Here is a 26,704-nt window from a genome sequence, read left to right on the forward strand (position 1 = left end):
CACCAACTCTACGGGCGCTGCCAAAAGCGACCTGGCACCTCAGGGAAGCCAGTCGTTTTCAGAAAAGTCCGGGTTCCTTTTTTCTAAAAAGGCATTGCGCCCTTCCTGGCCCTCTGCGGTTCGGTAGAAGAGATGGGTGGCCTGGCCCGCAAGCTCCTGCAGACCGGCCATGCCATCGGTTTCGGCATTAAAGGCAGCCTTCAGGCAACGGATCGCCGTGGGGCTGTGCTGCAAAACCTCCCGGGCCCAGCGAACCCCCTCCATCTCTAGCTCTTCCAGGGGCACAACCGCATTAACCAGGCCCATATCCAGAGCCTGGGCAGCGCCATATTGACGGCATAGGAACCAAATCTCCCTTGCCTTGCGCTGGCCCACCACCCGGGCCAGGTAACTGGCGCCAAAGCCCCCGTCAAAGCTGCCCACCCGGGGGCCGGTTTGGCCAAAAACAGCGTTTTCAGCAGCCAGGCTCAAATCGCACAGGAGATGAAGCACCTGGCCGCCACCGATGGCGTAGCCGGCGACCAGGGCAATAACCACCTTGGGCAGGCTGCGAATCAGGCGCTGCAGGTCCAAAACATTTAGGCGGGGCAGCCCGTCCTCACCGATGTAACCGCCATCACCGCGGACGCTCTGGTCGCCGCCGGAGCAGAAAGCCCAACCGCCATCGGCGGCGGGTCCGGCTCCGGTCAACAGCACCACCCCCACCGCAGGGTTATCGCGCACCCGTGAAAAGGCATCGCAGAGCTCCTGCACCGTGCGGGGGCGAAAGGCGTTGCGCTTGTGGGGCCGGTTGATCGTGATGCGGGCAATGCCATCACCACTAAGGTCAAAAAGTATGTCCTCGTAATGGATCGGCCCATCGATACAGGCCGCCTGCCAGGTCACGGAGGGATGGGCGGCCATGCCGGTCGATCAGGTTGTCTGGCACATTTTGCGCAATTGCTGGCGCAGCAGGGCGTCGCTGCGGCGATCGGTGCCCAGCTCAAGTAGGGCCAGCGGTTGGCCTAGGGCCCACTCCAAATCGGCCGGCAGGTTTATGGCTTGCCGGCAGCGGCGACCCGGCACCCCATAGGCGGCAGCCAGGGCCAGGGGAACCACCTGCTGGGGCATGGCAAATAGCCGTTCAAAATCCATGGCCTGGCCCGGTTCAGGCCGAATGGGCAGCTGCTCAAAAATGCCGCCGCCGTTGTTATTGAGCAGCACCACCGTTAGTCGGCCTGCCAATTGCTGGCGCCAGAGCCAGCCATGGCTGTCGTGCAGGAGGGCCAGGTCGCCAGTAACCAGTACGGCGCTGCCGAGGGCATCGGCCACTCCACAGGCCAGGGAAAGGGTGCCATCAATGCCTGAGGCGCCGCGAAAAGCGAAAACTTGGCGGGCTGGGGCCGCTGGATCCGAAAAGCTCTCCCAATCCCTCACCGGGCTGCTGTTCGCCAAAACCAAGGGAACCCCCGCCGGCAACAACTGGCTCAACTGGCGGGCAAGGGCCGGTTCATTGAGGCCGCTGCCAGAGAGGGCTTGGCCTAGCTGCAGCTGAAGCCGTTGCTCCCGCTGCTGCCAAAGGGCTGCCTGGGCGGTGCAAGTTTCAGAGGCGGGCTGGCTCCAGAGGGCTTCCGGCAGCTGATCCAGCCAGGCCTCCAATCCCATCGAAGTTTGCACACAATCACCGCCAAGGGGATTGAGGTTCCGTGGATCGCCCTGGCTAACCAAAACCTGGTGGCCCTGGATCTGCTCCAACCAGCGCTGCAGACGGCGACTGGCGGGCAAGGGGCCCAACCTGAGCACCTGGCAGGTTTCAAGGGGGGCTCCAGCGGCTTCGAGCAAAAGGTCGTAGCCATTGATCTGGCCCAGGCCCGGCAGGCCCCTAAGGCCACTGAGAAAATCAGCCAACAGGGGCCAGCCCGTGCGCTTGTGCCAACGGCGCAGGCCAACTTCAAAACCCTGCCATTGGCCGGGCATGCCGCGCCAGGGGCCAGCCACCACCACCCCGGGGCGATCGGGATCCAGGCCCGCCAGGCCAGGGGGAATGGGCGAGGAAATGCCTTGCGCAGGAAGGGGCCCGGTTGTTGCCGCAGGGCCTGCAGCACTGGCTAGGCCAGGGGCAGTCAAGACGCCAAAGGCCTCCGCCAACAACACCCCGCCACTGGCATGGAGGGGCTCGGCAAAGGCCAGGTTGAGGTGGACCGGCCCGGGGGCAGCAAGAGATGGTGTCTGTTGACCAGCAATGCCAAGGGAATAGGCCATGGCCCGCTGGGCCAACTCCCTGATCTGATCTGGCTCAGCTGCAGCCAGGCCCTCCGGGGGCGAACAGCCCAGCCAGCGCACATTGGCGGCCAGGAACATTTCCTGATTGACCGTCTGGTTGGCACCGCATCCCTTCAGACCAACTGGACGATCAGCCGTTAGCAAAAGCAGGGGAATAGCCCCGTAGTCGGCCTCCACCACGGCCGGCAACAAATTGGCTACAGCAGTGCCGGAGGTGGTGATCACCGCCGCTGGCCTGCCCTGGGCCCGGCTCCAGCCCAGGCCAAAAAAAGCAGCTGAGCGCTCATCGAGGGCCGTGCGTAGCGCCAAGCCCTGGGGTTCCAGCAGGCCCGCCGCCACGGCCAAGGGCCCGGAGCGGCTGCCCGGACAAACCACCACCAGGGCCAGACCCTGGTCCATCAGGGTCCGAAGCAGGACCAAGCACGCCCTGAGATTGCGTTGGGCTAGCTCCAAACCAAGGCCCAGCAGGATGGTGTATCAATCATCCCGCCAATCCTTGACCAGCGATTCCTCCCAGCGTGCTTCTTGGGCAGAAATCCTGCGCAGACAAGTCGTGCCCATTCTGGCTTGGGTTGGGGTGGCACTGTTATTGCGCTGGGCAGTTTTGGAACCCCGCTGGATCCCCTCGGGATCGATGCTGCCCAACCTGCAGATCCAGGATCGGGTGTTGGTCGAAAAGGTCCGCAGCCGCCTGGGCATGCCCCTTCCCCTGGGGACAGTGGTGGTCTTCCATGCGCCCCAGGTACTCCAGGAGGCGGGCTACGACCCCAACGCTGCCCTGATCAAAAGGGTTGTGGGCATTCCGGGCGACAGGGTGGAGGTAAAGGGGGGCCAGCTCTGGCGCAATGGCCTTCCCGTTGCCCAGGACTGGGCAACGGAGGCCCCCAATTACCAAATGGCCCCGGTGACGGTGCCGCCAGAAAGCCTGTTGGTGATGGGTGACAACCGCAACTCCAGCCTCGATTCCCACCTCTGGGGACCCCTGGCCAATTCGGATGTTATTGGCACTGCGGTTTTCCGCTATTGGCCCCTGGCCAGGTTCGGTTTGATACGGACTTCACCCCCTGCAACCGCCCCCGGCCCCTCCGATTAGCTGGGTTATGGTGCAAGTCGTGACGCAGAACACACCGGCAATGTTCAACCCGGAGTTCCTGACGACCGACAACGAAGCCATCAGCGGCAATTCCCTGATCCAATACCTGCAGGAGCAGTCTCCTGACGTGTTGCAAAGGGTGGCCCGCTCAGCCAGTGGAGATATCCAGGACATCATTCGCCACAACGTGCAGGGCCTGCTGGGGATGCTGCCCAGTGAGCACTTTGAGGTGAAGATCCAAACCAATCGGGAAAACCTGGCTGGCCTGCTGGCTTCCGCCATGATGACCGGTTATTTCTTGCGCCAGATGGAGCAGCGCATGGAGCTGGAAAGCTCCCTGCTGGGCAGCTGCGAACTGGACAGCGATCCCGGCGAACTGAAGCTCTGACAGCAATTGCCAAGGGCAGGGCCTGCCAGCTACTTCCAGGTTTATCAGGGCTTTTCAGGCACCAACTTCAGGGCCACCAGGGCCCGATCAATCCCCGCCAGATAGCTCCAGCTACCCCCATCTGGGGCCCAGCTGCGCTGCTCTAAACGATCTGCCAGCTCTGCAAGCTGCCCAGCCGAGCAGGGCACTGGAGCCTCGTAGTGGGCCGGCACCAGGCAGCTCACCCCATCAAGGTTGCCAAGTTCCCGCAGCCAGGCCAAAAGGGCGCCGCGGCAGCGGGGAAACACCAGCCGCTCAAGAACCGGCGCCACCTGGGGTGCCGCTTCGGGCCCCGGCACCAAATCCAGGAAGTCCTGCTGCCAATCGCTGCTCCAGCGAAATGGGTAAAGGCCAAAATAGCTGCGTGGGTTGCGTAGGTCAGGGCCAAAGGCCTGTCGCAAAACCTCGCCAAAACCAGCCACCTCCAGGCTGCCGGGCCGCAGGTACGAGGCAAACAGCACCAGCCGCCGCCAACCCCTTTCTCGGGCCCCAGAGCCATCTACCAGGGGCTCGTCGCCCCGCTCCCTGGCATGGAACAGGAGGGGCGTGGGATCTGCCTCAAATAGGGCAGGTGGACAGGGGCCAATGGTCACCAGGGCATCGGTGACGAGCAATGCCCCACTGGCTCGGTGCAGGCAGGCAACCTCAACGAATGAACCCAAACCAAGGTCCAGGGGGCCGAGGGTTCGCCAATCAAGTTGATCGCCATGGGGGTAGCCCTGCTCCCCCAACACCTGGGTACGCCCCCGGGGGAAGCCCAGCCATCCCATGGGTAGGCGCAGGGGGAAGCTCCACTGGTTAGGAGCCACCCAAACCGTGGCCTGGGGAAAGCGCCGGGCCATGGCTGGCACGGGAATTTTGTGCTCAAGCCCGGAAGCGGTTGGCAGCACGATCGTGCTCACCGGGCCAAAGCGCTCCTCAAGGGCTGCCAGGGCCGACAAGACCTCAGCCGTGGGCGGCACCGGCGCGTAGAGCAGCAGGCCCCGGTCGAGCCGCAGCACCGTCATCCGAATTGGCACGGCCACATAAAAAACGCCCTGGAGCTGCTCAAAGCTCCAAACCTGGCCAGGCACAATCTCCCGGACCAGGGTCCGCCGCAGCCCGTAGGGATAGAGGGGAAGCAGGGGCCACCAGGGCCAGGCCTGGCCTGGGGAGGAAGACACGGGGACGGAATCCGGAAGCATCGCTGGGCCAGCATCGCCGAAGGGGGTTACCTAACCTCAGCGATCAAGACCATGCGATCCCCTGATCGTGCACCTGCCACCAAGCCGAGCCGATCAGACGGGGCAGCGCCGGGCACTATCAGTGTGGATTCCTGCCAATGGATCTGCCCTTTCCACCTTTTTAAGGGTTCTTGGGCCCGGGTATCTGGTGGCGGTGGGCTACATGGACCCAGGCAACTGGGCCACCGACCTGGCGGCGGGCTCCCAGTTTGGCTACTCCCTGCTCTGGGTGGTTGGCATCTCGAGCCTGATGGCCATGCTTTTGCAGTCGCTCTGCTGCCGACTTGGGATTGCCTCCGGACTCGACCTGGCCGAGGCCTGCGCCAAACACCTACCCGAGCAAATGCGCCTACCCCTTTGGGTGCTGGCGGAATTGGCGATCGTCGCCTGCGACCTGGCCGAACTTGTGGGCAGTGCCATTGCCCTGCAGTTACTGGTTGGGCTCCCCCTGCCCTGGGGCGTGGCCCTTACTGCCCTAGACACCCTGCTATTACTGCTTTTACAGCGGTGGGGAGTGCGACACCTAGAGGCGATTGTGATCGCCCTTGTGGTCCTAGTTGGGAGCTGCTTTGCCGTTGAACTGGTGTTACTGCAACCGAATTGGACAGCTGTTGCCCAGGGCTTTATTCCCCAGATAGACCAACTACGGGGAGGTCAGCAGTGGTTTTTAGCTGCAGGGATTGTGGGGGCCACGGTGATGCCCCACAACCTCTATTTGCATTCATCGTTGGTTAAGTCTCGGGTGTGGGAAAAACAGCCGGGCGTACGACAACTAGCCCTGCGCTTCAGCACCCTCGATGCCCTTATCGCCCTCAGCCTGGCCTTTGTGGTGAATGCGGCCATCCTGGTGCTGGCTGGGGGCAGTTTCTACGGCCGCTTTGAAAATCCTATTAGCGACCTGGGCCAGGCCTATCACCTGCTTACACCTGTGCTGGGCACCTCCCTGGCCAGCCTGTTATTTGGTATTGCGCTCCTGGCCGCAGGGCAAAGCTCCACGATTACTGCCACCTTGGCTGGCCAAGTGGTGATGGAGGGCTTCCTCAATTTGCGACTACCGGATTGGCAACGTCGACTGCTTACCAGGGGATTGGCCCTTATACCGGCCATGGTGACCGTAATAGTGCTGGGGGATATGGGGATCAACAAACTGTTGGTGCTCAGCCAGGTGCTATTGAGTCTGCAGCTGCCATTCGCTGCCATTCCCCTGGTATGGATCTGCAGCAGGCCTGAAATCATGGGTGATTTGGTAGCCCCTCGCTGGTTACAAATTCTTGGCTGGCTGAGTGCAGGCCTGATCGTTGTGATCAATGCTGCCCTACTAATTTCAACTGGATCGGCGGCTATCGGGCACTAAAAACTGGAGAAGTCGAGACTGAACAGAAAAGCTTTAAAAAACAATTTTAAAATGGCAAGTTCTTAAACGGCAAGATTCAAAATGGTAAAGGGTATAAACGGAATCAACAGAATGCCAAAAACGACCCATCTTGCTGCCAAGTTTTAGGAACTTTGCAAAACAACTAGTATGGACATGAAAAAGCTGCTGATTTTGGTAAAGCCCGATGCCCCGGCGCCACCGACCCAGCCCCAGCGCCGACCCCGGCCTGCTGCTTCCGCCCCTGAGCCAGCGCCAAAGACTCTGGATCGACCAGTGGTTGGCCCAGCTGGAAGCAACTCCCGATTGGAGCGGTCGAATGCCGGTTGCCCTGCTGGATCGCTGCTGGCTGCAGCTACGCGCCGTACCGGTGGAGCGGCTTGCCGCCGTGTTGCCCCCCGACAGCAGTGCTGACGCACCGGAGCTTGTGCGCTATCGCGAACTGATAGCCGCCGGGCTGAATCCCTGGACAGCCCAACTGCAGTGCTGGCAAGACTTTGGCCAGCCCGCCTGCCAGCAAGCCCAACAACGCTTTTGGTCGCTCCAGGACCAGGGCAACAACCAGTGGACCCTGCAGCGCTATCTCGAGCTAATCGAAACCTATCGGGGCCTCTGGAAAGGATCTTCGCCCCGCCAACTCCCCTTGCTCGTACTGGCGCGGGCCGGTCAAAACGAGGCCCATCAACTCCTCTGGATCGGGCCCGGCGGACCGCCAATGCGGCACACTTGCCTTTAGTTACAAGCCTGCGGCAATGGCCGAAGACAACGCTGCACCCCGTCAAGAAAATCCTGCCCGTGGCGGCAGGCCTGGAGGTAATCGGGAACCAGGTGGTTTCCGCATTCGCCTCAGCGACAACGAGATGCGGGCTGCCCGGGCCGTGCAAGAGGCGTTCCAACTGCGCTCCACCGTGGCCGCCCTTGGCCTCTCGATTCGCACTGTTGCCCAGCTAATTGAGGAGGGCAAGCTCGACGAACTAGTCGCCCAGCAGCGCTCCCAGGCCGGCCCTAGTCGCGATGGCGATGACCGCAGCCGCGACAACAGGGGCCCCCGTGACGAGCGCCGGGGCCGGGATGAGCGACCGAACCAGGGCGGCGACAGAACCCCCAAGGCCAATCCCTTTGCCAGGCCCACCAAGCCGGCAGCTCCCGTTGCCGCAGCAGTTGAGGAAAGCGAAGTTACCGAAACTGAAGTTACCGAAACTGAAGTTGCTGAGACTGAAGTTGCTGAGACTGAAGTTGCTGAGACTGAAGTTGCCGAGAACGCACCAGAAGTCGACACCCAGACCCCCATCTCAGAAGAAACAACAGCTTCAGAAGAAACAGCCCCTGCTGAAGCCTGATATCCATGGCAAGGCCCAGGGTCCTTTCCGGAGTTCAACCCACCGGCGCCCTTCACCTGGGCAACTGGCTGGGTGCCATACGCAATTGGGTCGATCTGCAGAAAAGCCATGAAACCTTTTTCTGTGTGGTGGATCTGCACGCGATCACCGTGCCCCATGATCCGGCCCAGCTAGCTGAAGACACCCTTAAAACGGCGGCCCTCTATCTGGCCTGCGGCATCGACCCGGAACTCTCCACCGTCTTTGTACAAAGCCAAGTGGGCGCCCACAGCGAGCTTTGCTGGCTGCTCAATTGCGTCACTCCGCTCAACTGGCTCGAGCGAATGATTCAGTTCAAGGAGAAGGCCGTGAAGCAGGGCGACCAGGTGTCGGTTGGGCTGCTCGACTACCCGGTGCTGATGGCCGCCGACATCCTTCTCTATGGGGCTGATTTAGTTCCCGTTGGCGAAGACCAGAAACAACACCTGGAATTAGCACGCGACATTGCCCAGCAAAGGATCAACAGCCGCTTTGGCAAAAAGGACGAAACCGGCGAGCCGATACCCGTGCTCACCGTGCCCGAACCCCTAATTCTTAAGGCCGGGGCCAGGGTGATGAGCCTCACCGACGGCAATAGCAAGATGAGCAAAAGCGACCCGAATGAGGGATCGAGAATCAACCTGCTCGACCCCCCGGAGCTGATCGTCAAAAAGATCAAGCGTGCCAAAACCGATCCCACCATGGGGCTGGAATTTGGCAACCAGGAACGGCCCGAAGCGGAAAACCTGCTCAGCCTCTATGCCCTTTTGAGTGGCAAAGGCATGGAAGCTGCCGGCCAGGAATGTGCATCCATGGGTTGGGGCACCTTTAAGCCCCTGCTGGCCGAAGCCGCCGTAGAAGCGCTGAGGCCGGTGCAGCAGCTCTACGGGGAGTTGCGGGCGGATCCACGCCACCTCAACGATGTTTTGCGGCAGGGACAGGCCAGGGCTTCGGCCGTGGCCCAGGCCACCCTCGAGCGGGTGCGCCATGCCCTGGGGTTTCTCCCCGCCCCAACGGCCACCTAGGCAAAACCGGGAGGCTGGGGCAGGGGCTCCATCTCAGGCAGGGCCACACCGGCCCGCCTCAGGTTGGCCGAGAGCTGCCAGACCGAAAGCACCAATTGGTGCCAGGGGGCCAGGGTCGCCATCTCCAGGGCCATTGGTGCAGGGGTCGCCTGCCGCAGGCTGGTGGCAGCGGCCAATTCCCTGATGGCTAGCTCCAGCTTTTGGCGCAGCTCCTGGCGCTCCGCCATCCCCATCACCGCATCGGGGCAGGAATCCAACAACACCAGGCCCCGGCCAAACCAATTGCTGAAATCCGCCAGCAGGGAGCCCAATACCTGGTCGAGCAAAACCCCTGCTGGCTCAGGGGTGGGGGAGGGAAGGGCCATCTTCCAAACCTAGGGCGCTAGGTAGGATCAAATCCCGACATATCGCCTGAATTTCGTGGCCGCGCCCGCAACCATTCCCGAGCCGGCCCCGATCGCCCTACCCAAAACCAGCGAGAGCGAGCAGCTACTTAGGATCCGCCACTCGATGAGCCATGTGATGGCCATGGCGGTGCAAACCCTCCATCCCAAGGCCCAGGCCACCATTGGCCCCTGGACCGAAAACGGCTTCTATTACGACTTCGACAATCCCGAACCCTTCACCGATGCCGATCTCAAGGCCATCAAAAAGGAGATGGGCAAAATCATTGGGCGACGCTTGCCGCTCGATCGCATTGAGGTGAGCCGCAGCGAAGCAGAGCGCCGTATCCAGTCGCAGAACGAGCCCTACAAGCTCGAAATCTTGGCGGGAATTCAGGAGCCCATCACCCTGTACACCCTTGGGGAGCAATGGTGGGATCTCTGTGCCGGCCCCCATGTGGCCAACACCAGTGAGCTGAACCCCAAGGCATTTGAACTTGAGAGCGTGGCCGGGGCCTACTGGCGTGGCGATGAAACCAAGGCCCAGTTGCAGCGCATCTACGGCACGGCCTGGGAAACGCCAGAGCAACTGGCCGAATACAAACGCCGCAAGGAAGAAGCTCTGCGCCGGGACCACCGCCGCCTCGGGGCCGACCTGGATCTTTTTTCGATCGAGGATGGGGCCGGCGCCGGCCTGGTGTTTTGGCACCCCCGCGGCGCCAGGATGCGGCTATTAATCGAAGACTTTTGGCGCCAGGCCCATTTCGCCGACGACTACGAGTTGCTCTATACCCCCCACGTGGCTGATATCAGTTTATGGAAGACCTCCGGCCACCTCGATTTCTATAGCGAATCGATGTTTGGGCCGATGCAGGTTGACGAAAGGGAATATCAGCTCAAACCAATGAACTGCCCTTTCCATGTGCTCACCTACGCCAGCACCCTGCGGAGTTACAGGGAGTTGCCAATTCGCTGGGCAGAACTGGGCACGGTCTATCGCTACGAAAGGCCTGGGGTGATGCATGGCCTGATGCGAGTGCGGGGCTTCACCCAAGACGATGCCCACGTGTTCTGTCTGCCCAACCAAATCGGCGATGAAATCCTGCGGGTTCTCAATCTCACCGAAACAATCCTGAGCACGTTTGATTTCATAAATTACGAAATCAATCTCTCCACCAGGCCAGAAAAGTCGATCGGTGAAGATGCTGTCTGGGAACTGGCGACCAATGGCCTAATCGAAGCCCTGGATCGCAAGGGCTGGGCCTACAAAATCGACGAGGGGGGTGGGGCCTTCTACGGACCCAAGATCGACCTCAAAATAGAAGATGCCATTGGTCGGATGTGGCAATGCTCCACCATCCAGCTCGATTTCAACCTGCCTGAGCGCTTTGACCTCGAATATGTGGCAGCCGATGGATCAAGGCAGCGTCCCATCATGATTCACAGGGCCATCTTCGGCTCCCTGGAGAGATTTTTCGGGATCATGACCGAAAACTACGCCGGTGATTTTCCCTTTTGGCTTGCCCCCGAGCAAATCCGCCTATTGCCCGTCACCGATGAGGTGATGCCCTACGCCGAAACGGTTCTTACAGACCTTAAGGCAGCTGGAATTCGGGCCACCATTGATCGCAGTGGCGAAAGACTGGGCAAATTAATTCGCAACGGCGAACAGATGAAAATCCCCGTTCTCGGGGTCATTGGCGGCCAGGAAGCCGAGAACAAAACCCTCAGCCTGCGCAGCCGCAGGGATGGGGATTTGGGAGCCCTAGACCTCAGCACCGTGGCAGAGGCAGCCCGCCAGGCCAACGGCCAGCGCGCCGCCAGCCTGGGCCTTAAGCCGGCATGAGTTTGCCGATGCCAGAACTAAAATGTGAAGGCAAGGGCATTGTCTTGGCCGGCGACATCGGTGGCACCAAAACCCTGCTGGCCCTCTATCGCAGCTCCACACTTGAGCTAATTCGCTCCCAGCACTACCACTCAGGCGAATGGGCCGACCTCGCCCCCATGGTGGAGGCCTTCCTGGGCGGCGACCAAGCGGAGGCAGCCTGTTTTGCTGTGGCAGGTCCGGTGGCTAAGGGCCAGGCCCAGCTCACCAACCTGTCGTGGAAATTGGACCAGGACCAACTTGCCAAGCAGCTGGGTATTGGCCAGCTCGAATTGGTCAATGATTTCGCCGTATTGATCTACGGCCTACCCCATCTCAGGGATGACCAGCGGGCCCAAATCCGCTCCGGCAAGCCCAATTCCCGGGCCCCATTAATGGTGATCGGCGCAGGCACCGGCCTGGGCGTGGCCTTCGGGGTGCAAACCGCATCTGGCCTGGTGGCGATGGCCAGCGAGGCTTCCCATGGGGAGTTCGCCCCCCGAACCCAGGCTGAGTGGGAACTAAAGCAATGGCTTACCAGCGAATTTTCACTGCCACGCATCTCCACCGAGAGGGTTGTTAGCGGCACTGGTCTGGGCCTGTTGGCCCGTTGGTTGCTCGCAACCCAAGCGGAACCCGACCACCCGCTCCAGCTGGTGGCCGCCGATCCCGACAGCGACCTGCCGGCCCAGGTGGCCAAACAGGCCGCCCTAGGCAACCCCCTAGCCCGCCAAGCCCTCGACCACTGGATTGATCTCTACGGCAGTGTCTGTGGTGATCTGGCCCTGGCAACTCTCTGCCAAGGGGGCATCTGGCTGGCCGGAGGAACCGCGGGCAAGCTGCTCAGCGAATTGCAGGCGGGTGGCTTTGAACGGGGCTTCCTCTCCAAGGGCAGGCTGGCGGCCGTCCTCGAAAGCATTCCTATTACGGCCGTGATCGATCCGACCATCGGCCAGTTCAGTGCGGCCTGCAGGGCCCGGATGCTGGCGGCCTAGGCCAGGCCGATCCTGGTGGCCTGAGACACTGGAGCTAGTAGTAGTTACTAGATGGTTCGCCCCCGCCTAGGCCAAGGGGTTGAGGTTCATGTGCCGGCCACCACAGCCAATGTGGGGCCAGGCTTTGATTGCCTTGGCGCGGCCCTTGAGCTCGACAATGTTTTCGAGATGCGCGCCATCGAAGGCGGTAGCGAAAGATTTGACTTAATCATTGAAGGGAGCGAGGGAGCCCACCTGCGCGGCGGTCCCGACAACCTGGTTTACAGAGCTGCCCAACGCGTTTGGAAGGAGGCAGGCGAGGAGCCGGTGGCCCTGGAGGCACGGGTGCGCCTGGCCGTACCGCCGGCCCGGGGCCTGGGCAGCAGTGCCACGGCAATTGTGGCCGGATTAATCGGAGCCAATGCCCTGGTTGGCGAACCCCTCAGCAAGGAAAAATTGCTGGAATTGGCCATCGATATTGAAGGCCATCCCGACAACGTGGTGCCCTCGGTGGTGGGGGGCCTGTGTCTTACGGCCAAGGCGGCATCCCAGCGCTGGCGGGTTGTGCGCTGCGAATGGTCGCCCCTGGTGCAGGCCGTGGTGGCAATTCCCGCCATTCGGCTTACCACCTCCGAAGCCAGACGGGCCATGCCCAAGGCGATACCCGTGGGTGATGCGGTCATCAACATGGGTTCATTGACCCTGCTGCTCCAGGGCCTGCGCACCGGCAACGGCGACCTGATCATCGATGGCATGAACGACCGGCTCCATGAGCCCTATCGCTGGGGCCTGATCCACGGGGGCAAGGTGGTGCGCGAGGCGGCCATCGAGGCAGGCGCCTGGGGATGCGTGATCAGCGGCGCAGGTCCCAGCCTGCTGGCCCTTTGCCCGCCAGCGGTAGCCGAGGCCGTCAGCCAAGCGATGGTGCGCGCCTGGCACAAGGCGGGCGTCGAATCGCGAGCGGCCATTTTGGGCATACAGCAGGAGGGCAGCCGCTGGAGCCCCCTTCCCGACAAAATCGACTGAGTAGATGTACTCAGTCGCCCAGGGGGAACTGATAGATTTGCCATGGCTGTAACAGGGCTGTGATGGACGCCAATCTGCCCATTCAGACAGCGTCATTCCCTTGGCTCAGCCTGATTGTGCTGCTGCCAGCGGCGGCGGCCCTGGCGATGCCACTGCTTCCAGGAGACGGCACCGACCCGAAGTGGCCCAGGACCCTGGCCCTCGGTGCCCTCCTCACCGATTTGGTGCTGATGCTGGTGGCCTTTAGCCAGCACTTTGATGGCCAAGAAGCTGGGCTCCAACTGGTGGAACGGATTAGCTGGGTGCCGGCCCTGGGCCTGGAGTGGTCCCTGGGCGCCGATGGCCTCTCGGTGCCGTTGGTGGTGCTCTCAGGGTTAGTGACCCTGCTGACGGTGGCCGCCAGCTGGAACATCAAAAGCAAAACCCGGCTCTATTTCGGCCTGATGTTGGTTCAGGCCTCCGCCCAGGGCCTGGTTTTTCTCTCCCAGGATTTCTTGCTCTTCTTCCTGGCCTGGGAATTGGAGCTGGTGCCCGTTTACCTACTGATTGCGATCTGGGGCGGCAAGCAACGCCAATACGCGGCCACCAAATTCATTCTCTACACGGCAACGGCCTCGCTCCTGATTCTGTTGAGTGGCCTGGCCCTGGCCCTGAGCGGCCCATTCACCTTCAACCTCAGCGAACTGGCCACCCGCTCCCCCGGTGGCGTTTTTGGCCTGCTCTGTTACCTGGGTTTCCTAATCGGCTTTGGCGTCAAGCTGCCGATGTTCCCACTGCACACCTGGCTGCCCGATGCCCATGGCGAGGCCAATGCTCCGGTGTCGATGTTGCTGGCCGGGGTGCTGCTGAAGATGGGGGGCTATGCCCTGATGCGCTTCAACGTGCAGATGCTGCCCGACGCCCACCTCACCCTGGCGCCGGCCCTGATCGTTTTAGGCATCGTCAACATCGTCTATGGGGCCCTAAACGCCTTTGCCCAGGACAACGTCAAGCGGCGCATCGCCTGCAGCTCAGTGAGCCACATGGGTTTTGTGCTGCTGGGTATCGGCGCCGTAGATGCCCTGGGAATGAGCGGTGCAATGTTGCAAATGATCAGCCATGGACTTATCGCTGCGGCCATGTTCTTCGTGACTGGGGTGTTCTATGAGCGCACCGAAACCCTCTCGATTCCCAACATGGGCGGCCTGGCTAAGGCCCTGCCGATCACCTTCGCATTTTTCCTTGCCAGCTCCCTAGCCTCCCTAGCCCTGCCTGGCATGAGTGGCTTTGTCAGCGAAATCACCGTCTTTCTTGGGGTCACCGCCAACGATGGCTTCACCATCGGCTTCCGGGTAATCACAATCGTGCTCGCGGCGATAGGCCTTGTGCTTACGCCGGTCTATTTGCTCTCCCTGTGCCGCCGCGTCTTTTTTGGCCCCCGCATCCCAGCCCTGGCCGTGGTTGGCGACATGAAGCCCCGGGAATTGGTGATTGGCCTCACCCTGCTGGTGCCCACCCTGGTAATCGGCTTCTGGCCCCGCATCGCCATCGACCTCTACCAGGCCACAACCAATAGCTTGGCGAGCACCCTGGCCAGTGCCACTGCGATCAGCCTGGGTTCCATCCCCCTGCCATGAGCCCGGTGATTAGCACCCTTGAATCGGTTGAAGATCTGCCCCTGTTGGCGGGCCAAGGCCTACCCCAATACTCAGCCATAACCCCAGAACAAATAGATCAGGCCATCCCCCTGCTGCTGGAGGGGCTGCACAAAGAGCTGGGGGAGCTCGAGGCAGCATTAGAGCTCCGCCTAACTGCTAGCTCCCAGGCCGCAAAGCCCCTGGGCTGGGATGAGTTGATGGATCCCCTGCACCACCTCGGGGAAAGGCTGCGCTGGAGTTGGGGGGTAGTCAGCCACCTAAATGGGGTCTGCAATAGCCCGGCCCTTAGGGAAGTCCACCAAAAGCACCAGGCCTCGGTGGTCAGTTTTGGCAACAGGGCCGGCCAAAGCCGCACCATTTACAAGGCCCTAGAAGCATTGCAGCAGCACAGCCAAAAGCTAGATGGGGCCCAACAGCGCATCCTCGAATCCGAGTTGCGCGACATGCGACTGCGGGGAGTTGGCCTGGAGGCGGAGGCCCAACTGTCTTTTAACTCCAGGTGCCAGCAGCTAGCAGAACTGGCCAACAGCTTTGGCAACCACGTGCTGGATGCCACCAACCAGTGGAGCTTGAGCCTTACCAACCCTGATGAGCTAGCCGGTTTGCCTGACAGCCTCAAGGGCTTGCTGGCCCAGGCAGCGGAGGAGGCCGGCCAGCCTGGCAGTTGGCGCATGGGGCTGGATCTGCCCCGGGTAGGGCCATTCCTTAAGTACAGCGAACGGCGGGACCTGCGTGAGCAGGTTTATCGAGCCCAGGTCAGCAAGGCTTCCAGCGGTGAATTAAACAACTGGCCCCTGATTGAGCAAATCCTCGAGCTCAAGCGCCAACAGGCCCGAATACTCGGTTTCGCCAACTGGGCCGAGCTGAGTTTGGTTTCGAAAATGGCCGACTCCGTGGCGAGCGTAGAAAAACTGCTCGAGGAGCTAAGGGCAGCGGCCTACCCCATGGCCCAGGCAGAAATAGAAGAATTACGGGCCTGTGCCGGGCGCCATGGGGCAGGGGAAGCGAAGGATTTTCAGCCGTGGGATGTCAGCTTCTGGGCCGAAAAGGTGCGCCAGGAAAACTTTGATCTAGATAGCGAAGCCCTCAGACCTTATTTCCCCCTGGGGCAAGTTCTGGAAGGTCTATTTGGCCTCTGCCAGCGGCTGTTCGCCATTCGCATCGTTGCTGCGCCAGGTGATGCGCCAGCTGATGCGCCAGGGAATGCGCCCACCTGGCACCAGGATGTCCGCTATTTCCAGGTGCTTGATGAGCTATCCGGCGAAACCATTGCTGCTTTCTACCTAGATCCCTTCAGCCGTCCGGGAAGTAAGCGGGGCGGGGCCTGGATGGATGAGTGCCTGGGTCGCTCCGTCAACAGGCAGGGCCAACCGGTGCTTCCGGTGGCTTACCTGATCTGCAACCAAAGCCCGCCGGTGGGCGAGGTGCCAAGCCTGATGACCTTTGAGGAAGTGGAAACCATCTTCCATGAATTTGGCCATGGCCTCCAGCACATGCTCACCAGCGTGGATCGCCCCCAGGCCGCCGGCATCAACAACGTGGAGTGGGATGCGGTGGAACTACCCAGCCAGTTCATGGAGAACTGGTGCTACGAGAGGGGAACATTGATGGGCATGGCGCGCCATTGGCAGAGCCAAAAACCGCTGCCGGAGGCCGACTACCAGAAATTGCTGGCAGCACGCACCTTCATGGGAGGCAATGCCACCCTGCGCCAGGTGCACTTTGCCCTCACGGACCTGCAACTGCACGGCAACTGGAGCCCCGAATGCGGCCAAACACCGGAGCAAATGCGGCGCCACCTGGCAAAAACCACCACGGTGCTCCCCCCCATCCCCGAAGACGCCTTTCTCTGCTCCTTCAGCCATATCTTCGCCGGTGGCTACGCAGCGGGCTACTACTCCTACAAGTGGGCCGAGGTGCTCAGCTCGGATGCCTTCAGCGCCTTTGAGGAAGCTGGTTTAGGGGAGGAAGGGGAAATAGTTGAGCTGGGTCGCCGTTTCCGAGCCACGGTGCTGGCCATGGGGGGGAGCAGCTCCCCAGCCGAAATCTTTGAGGCTTTTCGCGGCCGTCCCCCATCAAGCGCAGCCCTAATCCGCCATTCCGGCCTGGTTCGGCAGTGAAGTTGATGGGCCTATGGAGCAAAAGCCTTGGCCAGGGGTATCCCTATTGGGAACTGATCAATTAGCCAGCAGGGCCTGGCCAAGCCTCTCCAGGGCTAGGGGATGCACGATCAACTGCCGGTGGGTCCATACGGGTAGGCGGTATCTCGGGCCCATGGGTAAAACCGCCCGCCAACCGGGAAACACGGTGATGTCCGTGGCAGAGAAAAAGCTCTCGCAGCTGACCCCCCTAAGGGCATCGGGCTGCTGGTTGAGACGCCGCAACAGGGAACTGCCGATTTTCATATCCGCAATCCCCGGCAGCAACCAGCGCGGTACCAGCTGGGCCGCCAGCGTGCCCTGCTGGGGGCTGCCCACACTCCAAAAACGTCGGGTGCGGTGATGGCCCCCCAACTCCTGGAGCCAAATACGGCCAATCACCCCCCCCATCGAAAAGCCAAGCAAATCGATTGGCTGTCCAGGGCCATAACGCGACTGAATCAGGCCATCGAGATCCCGGGCCAGGCTGCCAAGGTCGACAGCACCAAGCCGGTGGGGCAGGTGGGGCACCAACCTTTCCGGCCGGCCAGCACCCAAATGGGCCTCCAGGCGGCGAAACAAATTTGGGGTATCCCAGAGACCGTGGACCATCACCAAAGGGATTGGGCAGTGGTCACCTTGGGTGGCAACTTCTCTGGCCCCCAGCTCCAATTCGCCCTTAAGGTCCAAGCCCAAAATCAAACCTTGTGGTACGGGCCACCCTGCTGGATGGTGATCGCCCTGTAAAGCTGCTCCAGCAACAGCAGGCGCGCGATCTCGTGGGGGAAGGTCATGGGCGACAGGCTCCAACTCCGGTGGGCACGGGCCTTCAGGTCGGGGGCAATACCTTCAGCACCGCCGATCACCAGGGCCAAACGCTCGGAGGCAAGGCTTTCCAGCTCCTGGGAGAAGCTCACTGAATTGGCGAGGGTGCCCTCCTCCGTAAGCACTACAAGCCGTTCCTCTGGCTTAAGCAGGGCAGAAATCGCCGCAGCTTCCCTGGCCGGGGAGGAATCCTTCACCTCCACCACCTGCAAACCGGGAAGACGCTTCAGGTAGACATCGGCCCCCTCCTGCAACCAACGCTTGCGCACCTTGCCAACGGCAATCAAGCGGACCCGGGAAGGATTGAGCACAGCAACAGGCGAAAGGGAACGTGCAAAACTCGTAAATCAATAGCAGCCAGGTCGTTGGTAAGCCCTTCAGACACGCTCCTGGAGGCCCTATCCCCGATTGCCAGCCGTTTCGCCCTGCCGGCCCCGGTTGTGGAGATTTCCCCCCTGGGCAGGGGCAACGTAAACGACACCTATTTAGTTGTCACCGCTGGCAAGGAAGCCCAGCGCTTCGTCTTGCAGAAGATCAACCAGCGGGTATTCCCCAGGTGTGACCTGGTGATGCAGAACATCCAGCAGCTGGTGGAGCACGGTGAACTGCTGGCCAAAAGCCCCAATTCCTGGCTCCATGGCGAGCGCTGGCAAGTGCCCAAGACCGTTGCCGTGCCAGAAAACGGCCAAACCTGGCTGGAGGTCGAAGGCGAAACCTGGCGCCTGCTGACCTTTGTGGAGAAGGCCCACTCCCTCGAAATCCTGAGCACCCCAGTCCAGGCCCGCGAAATTGGCCGAGGCCTAGGCCTCTTCCATCGTCTAGTAAGTGCCATGCCGGCCGCGGAGCTCCACGACACCTTGCCCGGCTTTCACATAACTCCGCTCTATCTGCAGAACTTCAAGTCAAGCCTGACCCAGGCCCGCAGCTCCCAGGCCCTCCAGGCAAATCAGGAACTGGAAGCCTGCCTGGCCTTTGTGGCCGAGCGAGAGCAGCTGGCTCCGGTGCTGGAAGCGGCTAGGGAGCGGGGCGAATTAAGGCAACGGCCCATCCACGGCGATCCCAAGATCAACAACGTGATGCTGTGCAGCGAATCGGGTTGCGCCATTGCCCTGGTGGATCTCGACACGGTGAAACCGGGGCTGTTGCACTACGACATTGGCGATTGCTGCCGCTCTGCCTGTAATCCGCTTGGTGAGGAGACCCGAGATTTTTCGTCTGTGGTATTCGATCTAGAGCGCTGCGAAGCAATCCTGGAGGGCTATTGCGGCGCCGTTGGAGATACCCTTTCAGCGCAGGATTTCAACTACATTTACACTGCAATTCGCCTGATTAGCTTCGAACTGGGGCTGAGATTTCTAACTGACCACCTGGCCGGCAACACCTATTTCAAGGTTAGCCGCCCCGGCCACAACCTAGATCGTGCAAGGGTTCAATTCCAACTGACCAAAAGCATAGAAAGCCAGCAAATTCAAATTGAAGCCATTATCGAGAAGCTCCGTAGATGAATGAAATAGTTGCCAAGCAATCATTTCAGCTGAAGCCTTTTATCGGTAACAACCAACCAGCAGGGTCCCCAGGTAAACCTGAGATCGCAATTAGCGGCTGGGCAGAGCGCTCTGCAGGCCAAAATTTGCTGCGGATCCACTACAGACTTGAGGGAGATTTACAAAAGCTCTTAATCCCAGATAGAGTTCAAAAAGCGAGCCGCTGTGACAACCTCTGGCAGAACACCTGCTTCGAATGGTTTGGCGCTGTAGCGGGCCAGGCTCCCTACTGGGAATGCAACCTCTCCCCCAGTGGCGATTGGAATCTCTATCGGCTTGCGGATTACAGACAAGCATTAGAGGTGGACCAGAGTGCAGAAAATCTTGGCTTTGCGGTGGCCCGGCAGGAAAACATTCTTAGCCTCGATCTGAGTTGCCCATTGCCACCCGCCCTTGGCCATGCCCAAACCCTGGAGCTGGGAATCTGCGCCGTGATCAAATCCCGCCGAAGCGCCAAAATTCCCCAAAATTCAATTATTGATCTCAGCTACTGGGCCCTAGCCCACCCAGGAGAAGAAGCCGATTTCCATAACCGCCAGGGCTGGACCCTAAGCCTGTAGGGGCCAGCGGCGGCAGCGCTGGATTGCAACTATGCCATCAAAGCCAGCAATGGGAGCCGCACACTTGCGCAATTCCAATTGTATTGCCACCGGACCATACAACTGCTCAATCGCCATCAGAATTTGTTCGCTGTAGTGCTCAATGGTGCGACAGACCATGCTGCTGGCCTGCCTTTGGAGAAGCTGAACCACCTGGCTGTAATCGAGGCAAGAAGCCAGATCGTCGGAGCTGGCGGCGGCGGCCAAGCCAGCAGCGTCTAGGCCCAGTTGCAGATCCAGCTCAAACCACTGGCCACAGATGCGCTCACTTTCCAGCACTCCCACATGGGCCCAGAGCCTTAGGCCACGCACCACAATCGAAGCCCTATCCATGCTTTCGACCTACAGCGGCAGGCTGCGATGGCTGAAGCAACGGGCACCGGAGGCGTAATCGCCGGCCACATGGCCGTCGCCCCGCAGTCGGTAGCGATAGGTCACCAGACCCTCCAAGCCCACCGGGCCCCTGGGCGGCAGGGTTTGGGTGCTGATGCCCACCTCAGCACCAAAGCCGTAGCGGAAACCATCGGCAAAGCGGGTGGAGCAATTGAGATAGACCCCGGCACTATCAACCGCCGCCAAGAAGCGATCAGCCGTTGCCTGGTCGGTTGTGCAAATGGCGTCGGTGTGGCGCGAACCATGGCTGCGGATGTGCCCTAGGGCCCCTTCAAGATCAGCAACCACCTTCACCGCCAGGATCAAATCGGAATACTCCGTGCCCCAATCTGCCTCGGTGGCTGGATTTTCCACACCGAGGGCCTGGGCCGCTGCGTCGCCCCGCAGCTCCACCCCGGCCTGGCCAAAGGCCGGAATCGCCAGGGCAAGGAAATCGGCGGCGACCGCCTGGTGAACCAGCAGGGTTTCGATGGCATTACAGGCAGCTGGGTACTGGATTTTTGAATCCAACGCCACCGCTAGGGCCTGGGGCAGATCCGCCGCCTGATCCACATATAAATGGCAAATCCCATCGGCATGGCCAAGCACCGGGATGCGGGTGTTGTCCTGGATGAAGCGCACCAGCTCATTGGAGCCGCGGGGAATGATCAGATCCACCAGCCCATCAAGCTTCAATAAACCCAAGCTTTCCTCACGGCTGGTAAGGAGTTCGAGGCAACCCGCAGAAACCACACTGGCGGCAAGGCCCCCACGCAGGGCCTCCAGGATTGCGGCGCAGCTGGCGGAGGCCTCGCGCCCCCCCTTGAGCAGGGCGCCATTGCCCGAGCGAATTGCCAGAGAGGCAATCTGCATCACCGCATCGGGGCGTGCTTCGAAGATCACCCCCACCACCCCCAGGGGAACGGTGATTCGCTCCAGGGTCAGGCCCTGGTCGAGTTCGGTGTGGAGTTGGCGGCGACCCAGGGGATCTGCCAGGGCGGCCACCTGGCGCACGCCGGCGATGGCAGCGTCGAGTTTGGCCGCATCCAACTTCAGGCGGGCCACCAGTGCCGGGGTCAAACCTTCCAGGGCCGCTGCGTCGAGGTCCGCCCGGTTGGCCTCGAGGATCGATTCCCGCGCGGCCTCCAGGGCATCGGCCATAGCCACCACGGCCAACTGCCTCTGCGCATCGGTGCTTTGGCCCAGGGCCATGGCGGCGCGGCGGACCACTGCGGCCCGCTGGATCAAATCAGAACTCGGATCGGGAACGGCCATGGCCAGGAGCTTTAGCCCCCCATCATCTCCAGCCAAGGGCCAACCTGGCTGCACCAAGCCGGCCGGCCCCATTGCCGAGGGCGCAGGGCTGAATCTCCAGCCCCTCCCGGCTAACCGCCTGCACCCGCTCCTGCACCTGGGCCCAGACGGCCGGCAGAAAATAGGGACTGGCCGCGCCTAAGCCACCGCCAATTAGAACGCGCTCCGGGGTGAATTGGTAAACGAGCGAACTGATGCCCACCCCCAGCAAGCGGCCGTACTCAGCCCAGACTGCCAGGGATTCCGGCTCGCCAGCTGCCGCTCGCTGGACCAACTCAGCTGGATCTAGGGGGCTCAAACGGCGCAGGCCGGCCAAACTGCAGTACTGCTCAAGGGAGCCCCGATTGCCGCTGTGGCAAACAGGACCCTCAGCATTAATTGAGATAAGGCCGGGTTCTGGCGCCGCACCGCCGCGCCCCGTAAACAACTTGCCATCGAGATAAACAGCCCCCCCCACTCCGGTGCCGAGGGTCAACAGCAACACATCACTGCAGCCCTGGGCCGCCCCAAGCCAATGCTCACCCACCAGGGCGCAGTTGGCATCGTTGGCCAGGGTGATCTGCCGTTCCAGCATCGGCTCCAGCCAATCGGCCAGGGGCACATCTATCCACCCGGGCAAATTGATCGCCACCCGAGCCACCCGGCCGCTGCGGTCCGCCGGACCGGGATGGCCGATCCCCACCCGCGGGGCAAGGCGCTCCGGATCCAATTGTTGAATAGCCTCGGCAATCGCAACCGAAACTGCTCCAGGCATGGCCGGTTGGGGAGTGGGCAGCTCCAAACCAGCCAGCAGCTCGCCTGCACCGTTGAAGCGGCCCAATTTGATGGCGGTGCCGCCCAGGTCCACACCGATAACTTGTTCGATCGAACTGGGCATTACAAAGGCAGGGTGAATAGGGGCTAGGGGATCGCTAATAGGGGCCTTGATGGGAATCAAAAGCGCAGAAACAATTGCAACTGGCCGCCGACAGCACCCTGGCTGTCAACAGTCCCCTGCAGATTGATCAAATCAGATGCCCTGTAGTTGAGGTTGAGCTGGGGAGGCACATCGGATCGATTCGGAGCCGCCAAAATTGATGTATTGAAGCGTTGGGTGATATCAAGACCAATTTCCGAACCCAGCACCAGTTGCGGTGGCACCTGGCCGGAGCGCTGGCTGGTGGTGCCGTTTACGTAGGTATTCACAAAAATGGGATAGAGCGCAAAGCTGACCCGCTGGCCAAGGGCATCACTCAATCCGCCCAGCACCGGTGAAAGCAGGGTCTGGCCGAGGGCCGTGGCCAGGGCCGCACCGGCCTGGCCAGCCGCCAATCCGGCAAGGGTGTTGCCGCCAATCAGCGCCAGGAGCCGGTCCTCAGGCAGGGGAGGGGAACTGCGCAGTTTCAGGTTGCGGGCAAGCTGGTCGGCCGGGCCGCTGACACTTAAATAGACCTTGACCAAATTCAACTGGTTCAACGAACTCAAGCTGCCCTGGTTGGAATAGTTGTCGAGGGAGGGGCCCAGGGGGGTCCCGAGGCTGTTGCCGGGCAGATTGAGGCTGTCGGATATGCGCGTTTGCAGGGCGATGTCGATGTAGGGGATCAACCCCATGGAGGGGGTAAAGACAGCGACGTTTGGATTGGCTTGATCCAGGCTAAAGCTGGTGGTAAAGAGGCTTAAGCGGCCCTTCTGCAGCCGCACCACCCCGGAAAGCGAAAGGCTGGGGTCCAGGCGCCCATTCAGTCGGAGCGAGCCGGCCGTACCAAAACTCGCCACATTCGGCACACCAACCATCAGATCGGGGCCAAGCTTGAGCCGCAGGTTGTTGAAACCCAAAGCCGAAAAGCGCGGCATCGCCTCCCGCACGGAGGCACTGGATGCACTTTCAAGTTCTGGCCCCAGTAGCACCAGAGGTTTCTGGAAATTCCAGCGCTGTTCCAGCAACTCTTTCACTGAGCTGCTGGGGCGGCCACCGCCAGCGGGCACCATTTCGCCAGGCGCCACGTTGATGCTGCCCTTGGAAATCGCCAGGTCGCCGGCCATCTGCATCGAAGTCAGGCCACCGTCGATCTGGAGTTCGCCATTGGCCAGGGCCTTGATCCGGGGGAGGGAAAAGGGCACGGCCTTGATACCTATGACCAAGCTCCGATTGCCAGAATTGGGATTGCCCGGATTTGAGTTGGCAGGGTTTGAATCGGACAGTGCTTTCAACAGCCCCAGGATTCCCTTGCCCTCAATGCGGCCGGCGGCGCCGACCTTGGCAGAAAGTTCCTGCACCACCACCTGCTGAAAATCAAACAAGGCCAGGAGCTGGACCGATGCCAATTTCTGGCCAATAAATCCCAATTCGGCATCCCTCACCCTCAAGAAGCCATTTGCAATCGGATCTGCAACGCTGCCGCGCACCAACAGCTGTAGATCCGCTCGGCCCCGTTGCCAATCCACGGCCGGTTCCGCTAGCCGGGTCAAGAAGCGCAGGCCATCATCCCGACTGGCTAGGCGCAACTCCAGGCCCTGGGCCTGGGCATCGAGTGGCACTTTCCCGGCCAGCTCGAGGGAATTCTGGGCCCCCGCACCCTGCAGGGCCAGGTCAAGCACCAGGTTGTCTGCCTCGAGGGCAATGCGACCGCGCTTGAGCTCGAGGGCGGTGTCCTGCAGGGCCGCACCACTGAGCCCCAGGTCCAGGCTGAATTGGGGACGCTTGCCCCCGAGGCGAAACCGTCCCTGGGCCAGCAGGGAGCCCCGTAGCTGCTGGGGCACTGGGGTCAGCAGCGCCAAAAGCGAGAGGGGCAAATTGGCCACACTGAAACTGCCGTCGCCGCTAAAAAGTGGTCCCTGGAGGGTGATTTGCACAGGCTCCAGGCCGAGGGCCCTGTCCTGGTCGTTGTCCGCCTGCCAGAGGTGGGCCTTGACCGTCAAGCCCAGCTTGGCGGCGGCAATGCTGGATCCCCCAAGGCTGAGATCGGCGTCGACTAGAGCCCGTAAGCGCTCGATTTTTTCAAGGGAGGTGCTGTTGGCCTGGCGATCGGCTCGAGCTGCCGCAAGATGTTCCTGGGCAGCTAGCAAGGCGGCCAGTTGCTGCTGCAGCGATTGGCCCAGGCTGTCGATGGCAAGCAGGCCCAGGTCCTGGGCTTTGCCCTGGCGGGCCAGGCCAGCGCCCCGCCACTGGGGGGCTGCGGCCACCAGCTGCCTTAAAAATTTGTCGGAAAGCTGGCGAGCCTGGAAATTGGCCCAAAATGGGCCCTGCCAGCGGCCGCCCCAATCGAAGCCCAGCTGGCCTCCCCCGAGGGGCAACAGGGAACCCTTGGCAGAAAATTGGCGGTTGCGATAGGAACCCTCGACCGTGGCTGAACGGGCCCAGACCCCCAAAAAGACCGGCCGATCAAGCGCTGCCCTGACCCCAAAACCCAAGGGCTGAAGGGTTAGGTCACCCTGGCCGCTGAGGCCCCCCGACAGGGGTTGAAGGCGCCGACTTGGCCCCAGGGCCAACTGGACCCCATCTAGGGGGAGGTTTTGGGCCTGCCAGCGGTATAGGCGGGGCGTGCCCTGCAGCACCAGGCTGCCGCCTTGCCGCTGCAACCGCAGCTGAATTGGCACCCAGCTGCGGTTGAAATCGGCCGTCAAAAGGCCTGGGCTGCCTGGGGTTTGGGGGCGTAACTCCAGGCGCCCGCCACCAGCGGCATTACCCAGCCAACTGCCGGCCCAGGCCTCCCTTGAGCCGAGGGGGCCCGCGCCGGGTTGGTCAAGTTGTATTTGCAGGTTGGGGGTGATGGCCCCCAGTCGACCAACCAGCTGGCCCTGGCCAGACACCACCCCCTGCAGTGGTGCCCCCACCAGGCCGCCTAGGCGGGCCAGGGGCATGGGGGCAAGGGCGAGATCCAGCTGGAGTTCGCCGCTGCCCAGGCCGCCCCTAGGGCCAAGGGCAACGGGCAGGCGGCCGGAGGCCTGCAGATAGCTACTGCGGAAGTGTTGAAGCCTTAGGAGCGAGTTTTGCCAAGCCAAAGCTGCCTGCCAGGGGCCCACCAGGGGATTTGTCGCCTGACGCGCCTGGACCTCTAGCTGGCTCTGATTACGGGCCAGGCCCAATTGGAGGTTGCCCTGGATCGGCTGGCGCCCCAGCCAGCTCTGCTGGGCTGTTCCCTGCCGGAGATCATGGGGCCTGAGCTGCCAGCTGGCCTGGGCCTTCAGCGGGGGCAGGCCCTTGGCGAAGGGCCCCAGGGTTGCCTTGCCCTTTAGCCAGGAACCCTGTCGCTGAAGCAGCAGCCTGTCGAAAACCACAGAACCCCTTGGGCCCCTGCCACTCCAATGGCCGCGCCCTTGGAAATTGCCCTGGAGCTTGCCCCACTGCCAGAGCAGGGGCTTGAGCGCAAAACTGTTGCCCTGGCAGCGCAGCTCAAGGCGGGAAATCCGCAATGGCCCTGCCGGAGCCGCCTGATGCCAGGCCAAATCCCTTGCCTGCAGTTGTCCCCCACAGCTGGGCTGCTGGTGCTGCCAGTTCCACTTCAACAAACCGGCCACGGAACCCTTGAGCTGGATGGGAAGTCCTAGGGCCGGTGCCAGAGCACCAAGGTCCAGAAACTTAGATCCCAGTTGGCCGTGCCAGCGGCGGTCGCCCCAATTGCCCCCGAGCCCAATCTGCAGGGATCCGGCCGGGTTAATCGGTCCCCGCCCAGCCGGGGGGCTGGGACGCACCGTTGCATTCAGGGCCAATTGATGCAGGTGCGGCTGAATCGCAAATCTCCCGGTCAGCAAAAGGGGCTGCTTGCCCTTGCCAATCCGCACTTCGGCGGCATCGCGCAGCCGGAAGCGAAGATCCAGGCGTGGAGCTTTCTGGCCAACGGCAGGGGGGCCCAAGACCCAATACTGGCCCTGGCGATTGGGCTTTAGCTCCGCCCTCACCCCCTCAAGGCCGATCTGAACAACCGGTGTTGAGCTGATCAAGCTGGCCCCCAGGTCCAGGCTGACGGAGCCGCCCGTTGAGGACAGCTGGGATTGATCCGCAGGGCCTGGCCCCAGGCGAGTGGGACCCACCCGCACCCCGCCCCAACCGAGGCCCTGGTAGGCGCCGAGGCTGAATGGATGGCCCATCACCCGGGCCACCTGGCTCTCCAGCACAGGATTCCAGCGGGCAAAAAATTGCCTGAGGGCCTGGTCCACCAGCCAATGGGAGGTCCAAAGGGATCCCCCTGCAACAACAGCCACCAGGGCCGTGACCCGAAGGGCCAGGGCGGAGGGCCTGCGGCTGGGTTGGAAGCCTTGCTCAGGCACCTAAGCCATCCCCCGGGGCCT

At 61.8% G+C, this 26,704-nt stretch carries 23 protein-coding genes; 13 read left to right on the forward strand and 10 right to left on the reverse strand.

Annotated elements, in window-relative coordinates:
* Window positions 1-39: 39 nt before the first annotated feature.
* Both menB and menD read right to left on the reverse strand, forming a co-directional pair.
* Window positions 40-903 (reverse strand): 1,4-dihydroxy-2-naphthoyl-CoA synthase, encoded by an 864-nt coding sequence (gene menB / locus KBY49_RS03675; protein WP_254933396.1) that lies wholly within the window; start codon window positions 901-903, stop codon window positions 40-42.
* A gap of 9 nt (window positions 904-912) precedes the next feature.
* A complete protein-coding gene (gene menD, locus KBY49_RS03680; protein ID WP_315856991.1) occupies window positions 913-2,682 on the reverse strand; it encodes a 2-succinyl-5-enolpyruvyl-6-hydroxy-3-cyclohexene-1-carboxylic-acid synthase in 1,770 nt (589 codons plus the stop codon).
* A 49-nt stretch (window positions 2,683-2,731) separates the two neighbouring features.
* Here menD and lepB point away from each other — a divergent pair, with 49 nt between their 5' ends.
* Window positions 2,732-3,355: a signal peptidase I gene (lepB, locus tag KBY49_RS03685; RefSeq protein ID WP_254933397.1), complete on the forward strand. Its 624-nt coding sequence runs from the start codon at window positions 2,732-2,734 to the stop codon at window positions 3,353-3,355.
* A 40-nt stretch (window positions 3,356-3,395) separates the two neighbouring features.
* The gene (locus KBY49_RS03690; protein WP_254934008.1) at window positions 3,396-3,743 is read left to right on the forward strand and encodes a DUF760 domain-containing protein; all 348 of its coding nucleotides are present in this window, start codon (window positions 3,396-3,398) and stop codon (window positions 3,741-3,743) included.
* Between the two features lie 44 nt (window positions 3,744-3,787).
* Here the strand turns inward: KBY49_RS03690 and KBY49_RS03695 are convergent, their stop codons facing one another.
* On the reverse strand, window positions 3,788-4,945 hold the full coding sequence (locus KBY49_RS03695) for a DUF4336 domain-containing protein (protein ID WP_254933398.1): 1,158 nt from the start codon (window positions 4,943-4,945) through the stop codon (window positions 3,788-3,790).
* Between the two features lie 88 nt (window positions 4,946-5,033).
* Between KBY49_RS03695 and KBY49_RS03700 the strand changes: the two genes are divergently transcribed.
* The 4 genes from KBY49_RS03700 (at window position 5,034) to trpS (ending at window position 8,760) form a co-directional block, all read left to right on the forward strand.
* On the forward strand, window positions 5,034-6,359 hold the full coding sequence (locus tag KBY49_RS03700) for an Nramp family divalent metal transporter (protein ID WP_254933399.1): 1,326 nt from the start codon (window positions 5,034-5,036) through the stop codon (window positions 6,357-6,359).
* 205 nt (window positions 6,360-6,564) lie between these two features.
* Complete coding sequence (locus tag KBY49_RS03705; RefSeq protein ID WP_254933400.1) at window positions 6,565-7,113, forward strand: hypothetical protein; 549 nt, start codon at window positions 6,565-6,567, stop codon at window positions 7,111-7,113.
* A gap of 16 nt (window positions 7,114-7,129) precedes the next feature.
* A complete protein-coding gene (locus KBY49_RS03710) occupies window positions 7,130-7,717 on the forward strand; it encodes a hypothetical protein (RefSeq protein ID WP_254933401.1) in 588 nt (195 codons plus the stop codon).
* A gap of 5 nt (window positions 7,718-7,722) precedes the next feature.
* On the forward strand, window positions 7,723-8,760 hold the full coding sequence (gene trpS / locus KBY49_RS03715) for a tryptophan--tRNA ligase (protein ID WP_254933402.1): 1,038 nt from the start codon (window positions 7,723-7,725) through the stop codon (window positions 8,758-8,760).
* Here the strand turns inward: trpS and KBY49_RS03720 are convergent.
* Window positions 8,757-9,125, reverse strand: coding sequence for a DUF2605 domain-containing protein (locus KBY49_RS03720; RefSeq protein WP_254933403.1), 369 nt, complete (start codon window positions 9,123-9,125; stop codon window positions 8,757-8,759). The genes trpS and KBY49_RS03720 overlap by 4 nt on opposite strands.
* 145 nt (window positions 9,126-9,270) lie before the next feature.
* On the opposite strand from KBY49_RS03720, the gene thrS reads away from it, so the two are divergent.
* From thrS to KBY49_RS03745, 5 genes are all read left to right on the forward strand, one after another.
* Window positions 9,271-10,989: a threonine--tRNA ligase gene (gene thrS / locus KBY49_RS03725; protein ID WP_254934009.1), complete on the forward strand. Its 1,719-nt coding sequence runs from the start codon at window positions 9,271-9,273 to the stop codon at window positions 10,987-10,989.
* 8 nt (window positions 10,990-10,997) lie between these two features.
* Complete coding sequence (glk, locus tag KBY49_RS03730) at window positions 10,998-12,002, forward strand: glucokinase (protein ID WP_254933404.1); 1,005 nt, start codon at window positions 10,998-11,000, stop codon at window positions 12,000-12,002.
* A gap of 51 nt (window positions 12,003-12,053) precedes the next feature.
* A complete protein-coding gene (gene thrB / locus KBY49_RS03735) occupies window positions 12,054-13,007 on the forward strand; it encodes a homoserine kinase (RefSeq protein ID WP_254933405.1) in 954 nt (317 codons plus the stop codon).
* Window positions 13,008-13,069: 62 nt separating this feature from the next.
* On the forward strand, window positions 13,070-14,623 hold the full coding sequence (locus KBY49_RS03740) for an NAD(P)H-quinone oxidoreductase subunit 4 (protein WP_254933406.1): 1,554 nt from the start codon (window positions 13,070-13,072) through the stop codon (window positions 14,621-14,623).
* Complete coding sequence (locus KBY49_RS03745; RefSeq protein ID WP_254933407.1) at window positions 14,620-16,764, forward strand: M3 family metallopeptidase; 2,145 nt, start codon at window positions 14,620-14,622, stop codon at window positions 16,762-16,764. The genes KBY49_RS03740 and KBY49_RS03745 overlap by 4 nt, the downstream gene beginning before the upstream one ends.
* Before the next feature lie 57 nt (window positions 16,765-16,821).
* On the opposite strand, the gene KBY49_RS03750 is transcribed toward KBY49_RS03745, so the two are convergent.
* On the reverse strand, window positions 16,822-17,394 hold the full coding sequence (locus KBY49_RS03750; RefSeq protein WP_254933408.1) for a triacylglycerol lipase: 573 nt from the start codon (window positions 17,392-17,394) through the stop codon (window positions 16,822-16,824).
* 86 nt (window positions 17,395-17,480) lie between these two features.
* On the reverse strand, window positions 17,481-17,918 hold the full coding sequence (locus KBY49_RS03755) for a 23S rRNA (pseudouridine(1915)-N(3))-methyltransferase RlmH (RefSeq protein WP_254933409.1): 438 nt from the start codon (window positions 17,916-17,918) through the stop codon (window positions 17,481-17,483).
* Window positions 17,919-17,972: 54 nt separating this feature from the next.
* Between KBY49_RS03755 and KBY49_RS03760 the strand changes: the two genes are divergently transcribed.
* Window positions 17,973-19,112 (forward strand): phosphotransferase enzyme family protein, encoded by a 1,140-nt coding sequence (locus tag KBY49_RS03760; RefSeq protein WP_254933410.1) that lies wholly within the window; start codon window positions 17,973-17,975, stop codon window positions 19,110-19,112.
* Entirely contained in the window at window positions 19,109-19,711 is a 603-nt protein-coding gene (locus tag KBY49_RS03765; protein WP_254933411.1) for a DOMON-like domain-containing protein, read from the forward strand. The genes KBY49_RS03760 and KBY49_RS03765 overlap by 4 nt, the downstream gene beginning before the upstream one ends.
* On the opposite strand, the gene KBY49_RS03770 is transcribed toward KBY49_RS03765, so the two are convergent.
* From KBY49_RS03770 to KBY49_RS03785, 4 genes are read right to left on the reverse strand one after another with little or no spacing between them, the layout of a single operon-like run.
* Window positions 19,700-20,083, reverse strand: coding sequence for a dihydroneopterin aldolase (locus KBY49_RS03770; RefSeq protein ID WP_254933412.1), 384 nt, complete (start codon window positions 20,081-20,083; stop codon window positions 19,700-19,702). The genes KBY49_RS03765 and KBY49_RS03770 overlap by 12 nt on opposite strands.
* Window positions 20,084-20,092: 9 nt before the next feature.
* Complete coding sequence (locus tag KBY49_RS03775; RefSeq protein WP_254934010.1) at window positions 20,093-21,397, reverse strand: glutamate-5-semialdehyde dehydrogenase; 1,305 nt, start codon at window positions 21,395-21,397, stop codon at window positions 20,093-20,095.
* Between the two features lie 22 nt (window positions 21,398-21,419).
* Complete coding sequence (locus tag KBY49_RS03780; protein WP_254933413.1) at window positions 21,420-22,313, reverse strand: ROK family protein; 894 nt, start codon at window positions 22,311-22,313, stop codon at window positions 21,420-21,422.
* A 56-nt stretch (window positions 22,314-22,369) separates the two neighbouring features.
* A complete protein-coding gene (locus KBY49_RS03785) occupies window positions 22,370-26,683 on the reverse strand; it encodes a translocation/assembly module TamB domain-containing protein (RefSeq protein WP_254933414.1) in 4,314 nt (1,437 codons plus the stop codon).
* Between the last annotated feature and the right edge of the window lie 21 nt (window positions 26,684-26,704).

Source organism: Cyanobium sp. WAJ14-Wanaka (assembly GCF_024345375.1).
GTDB lineage: Bacteria > Cyanobacteriota > Cyanobacteriia > PCC-6307 > Cyanobiaceae > Cyanobium_A.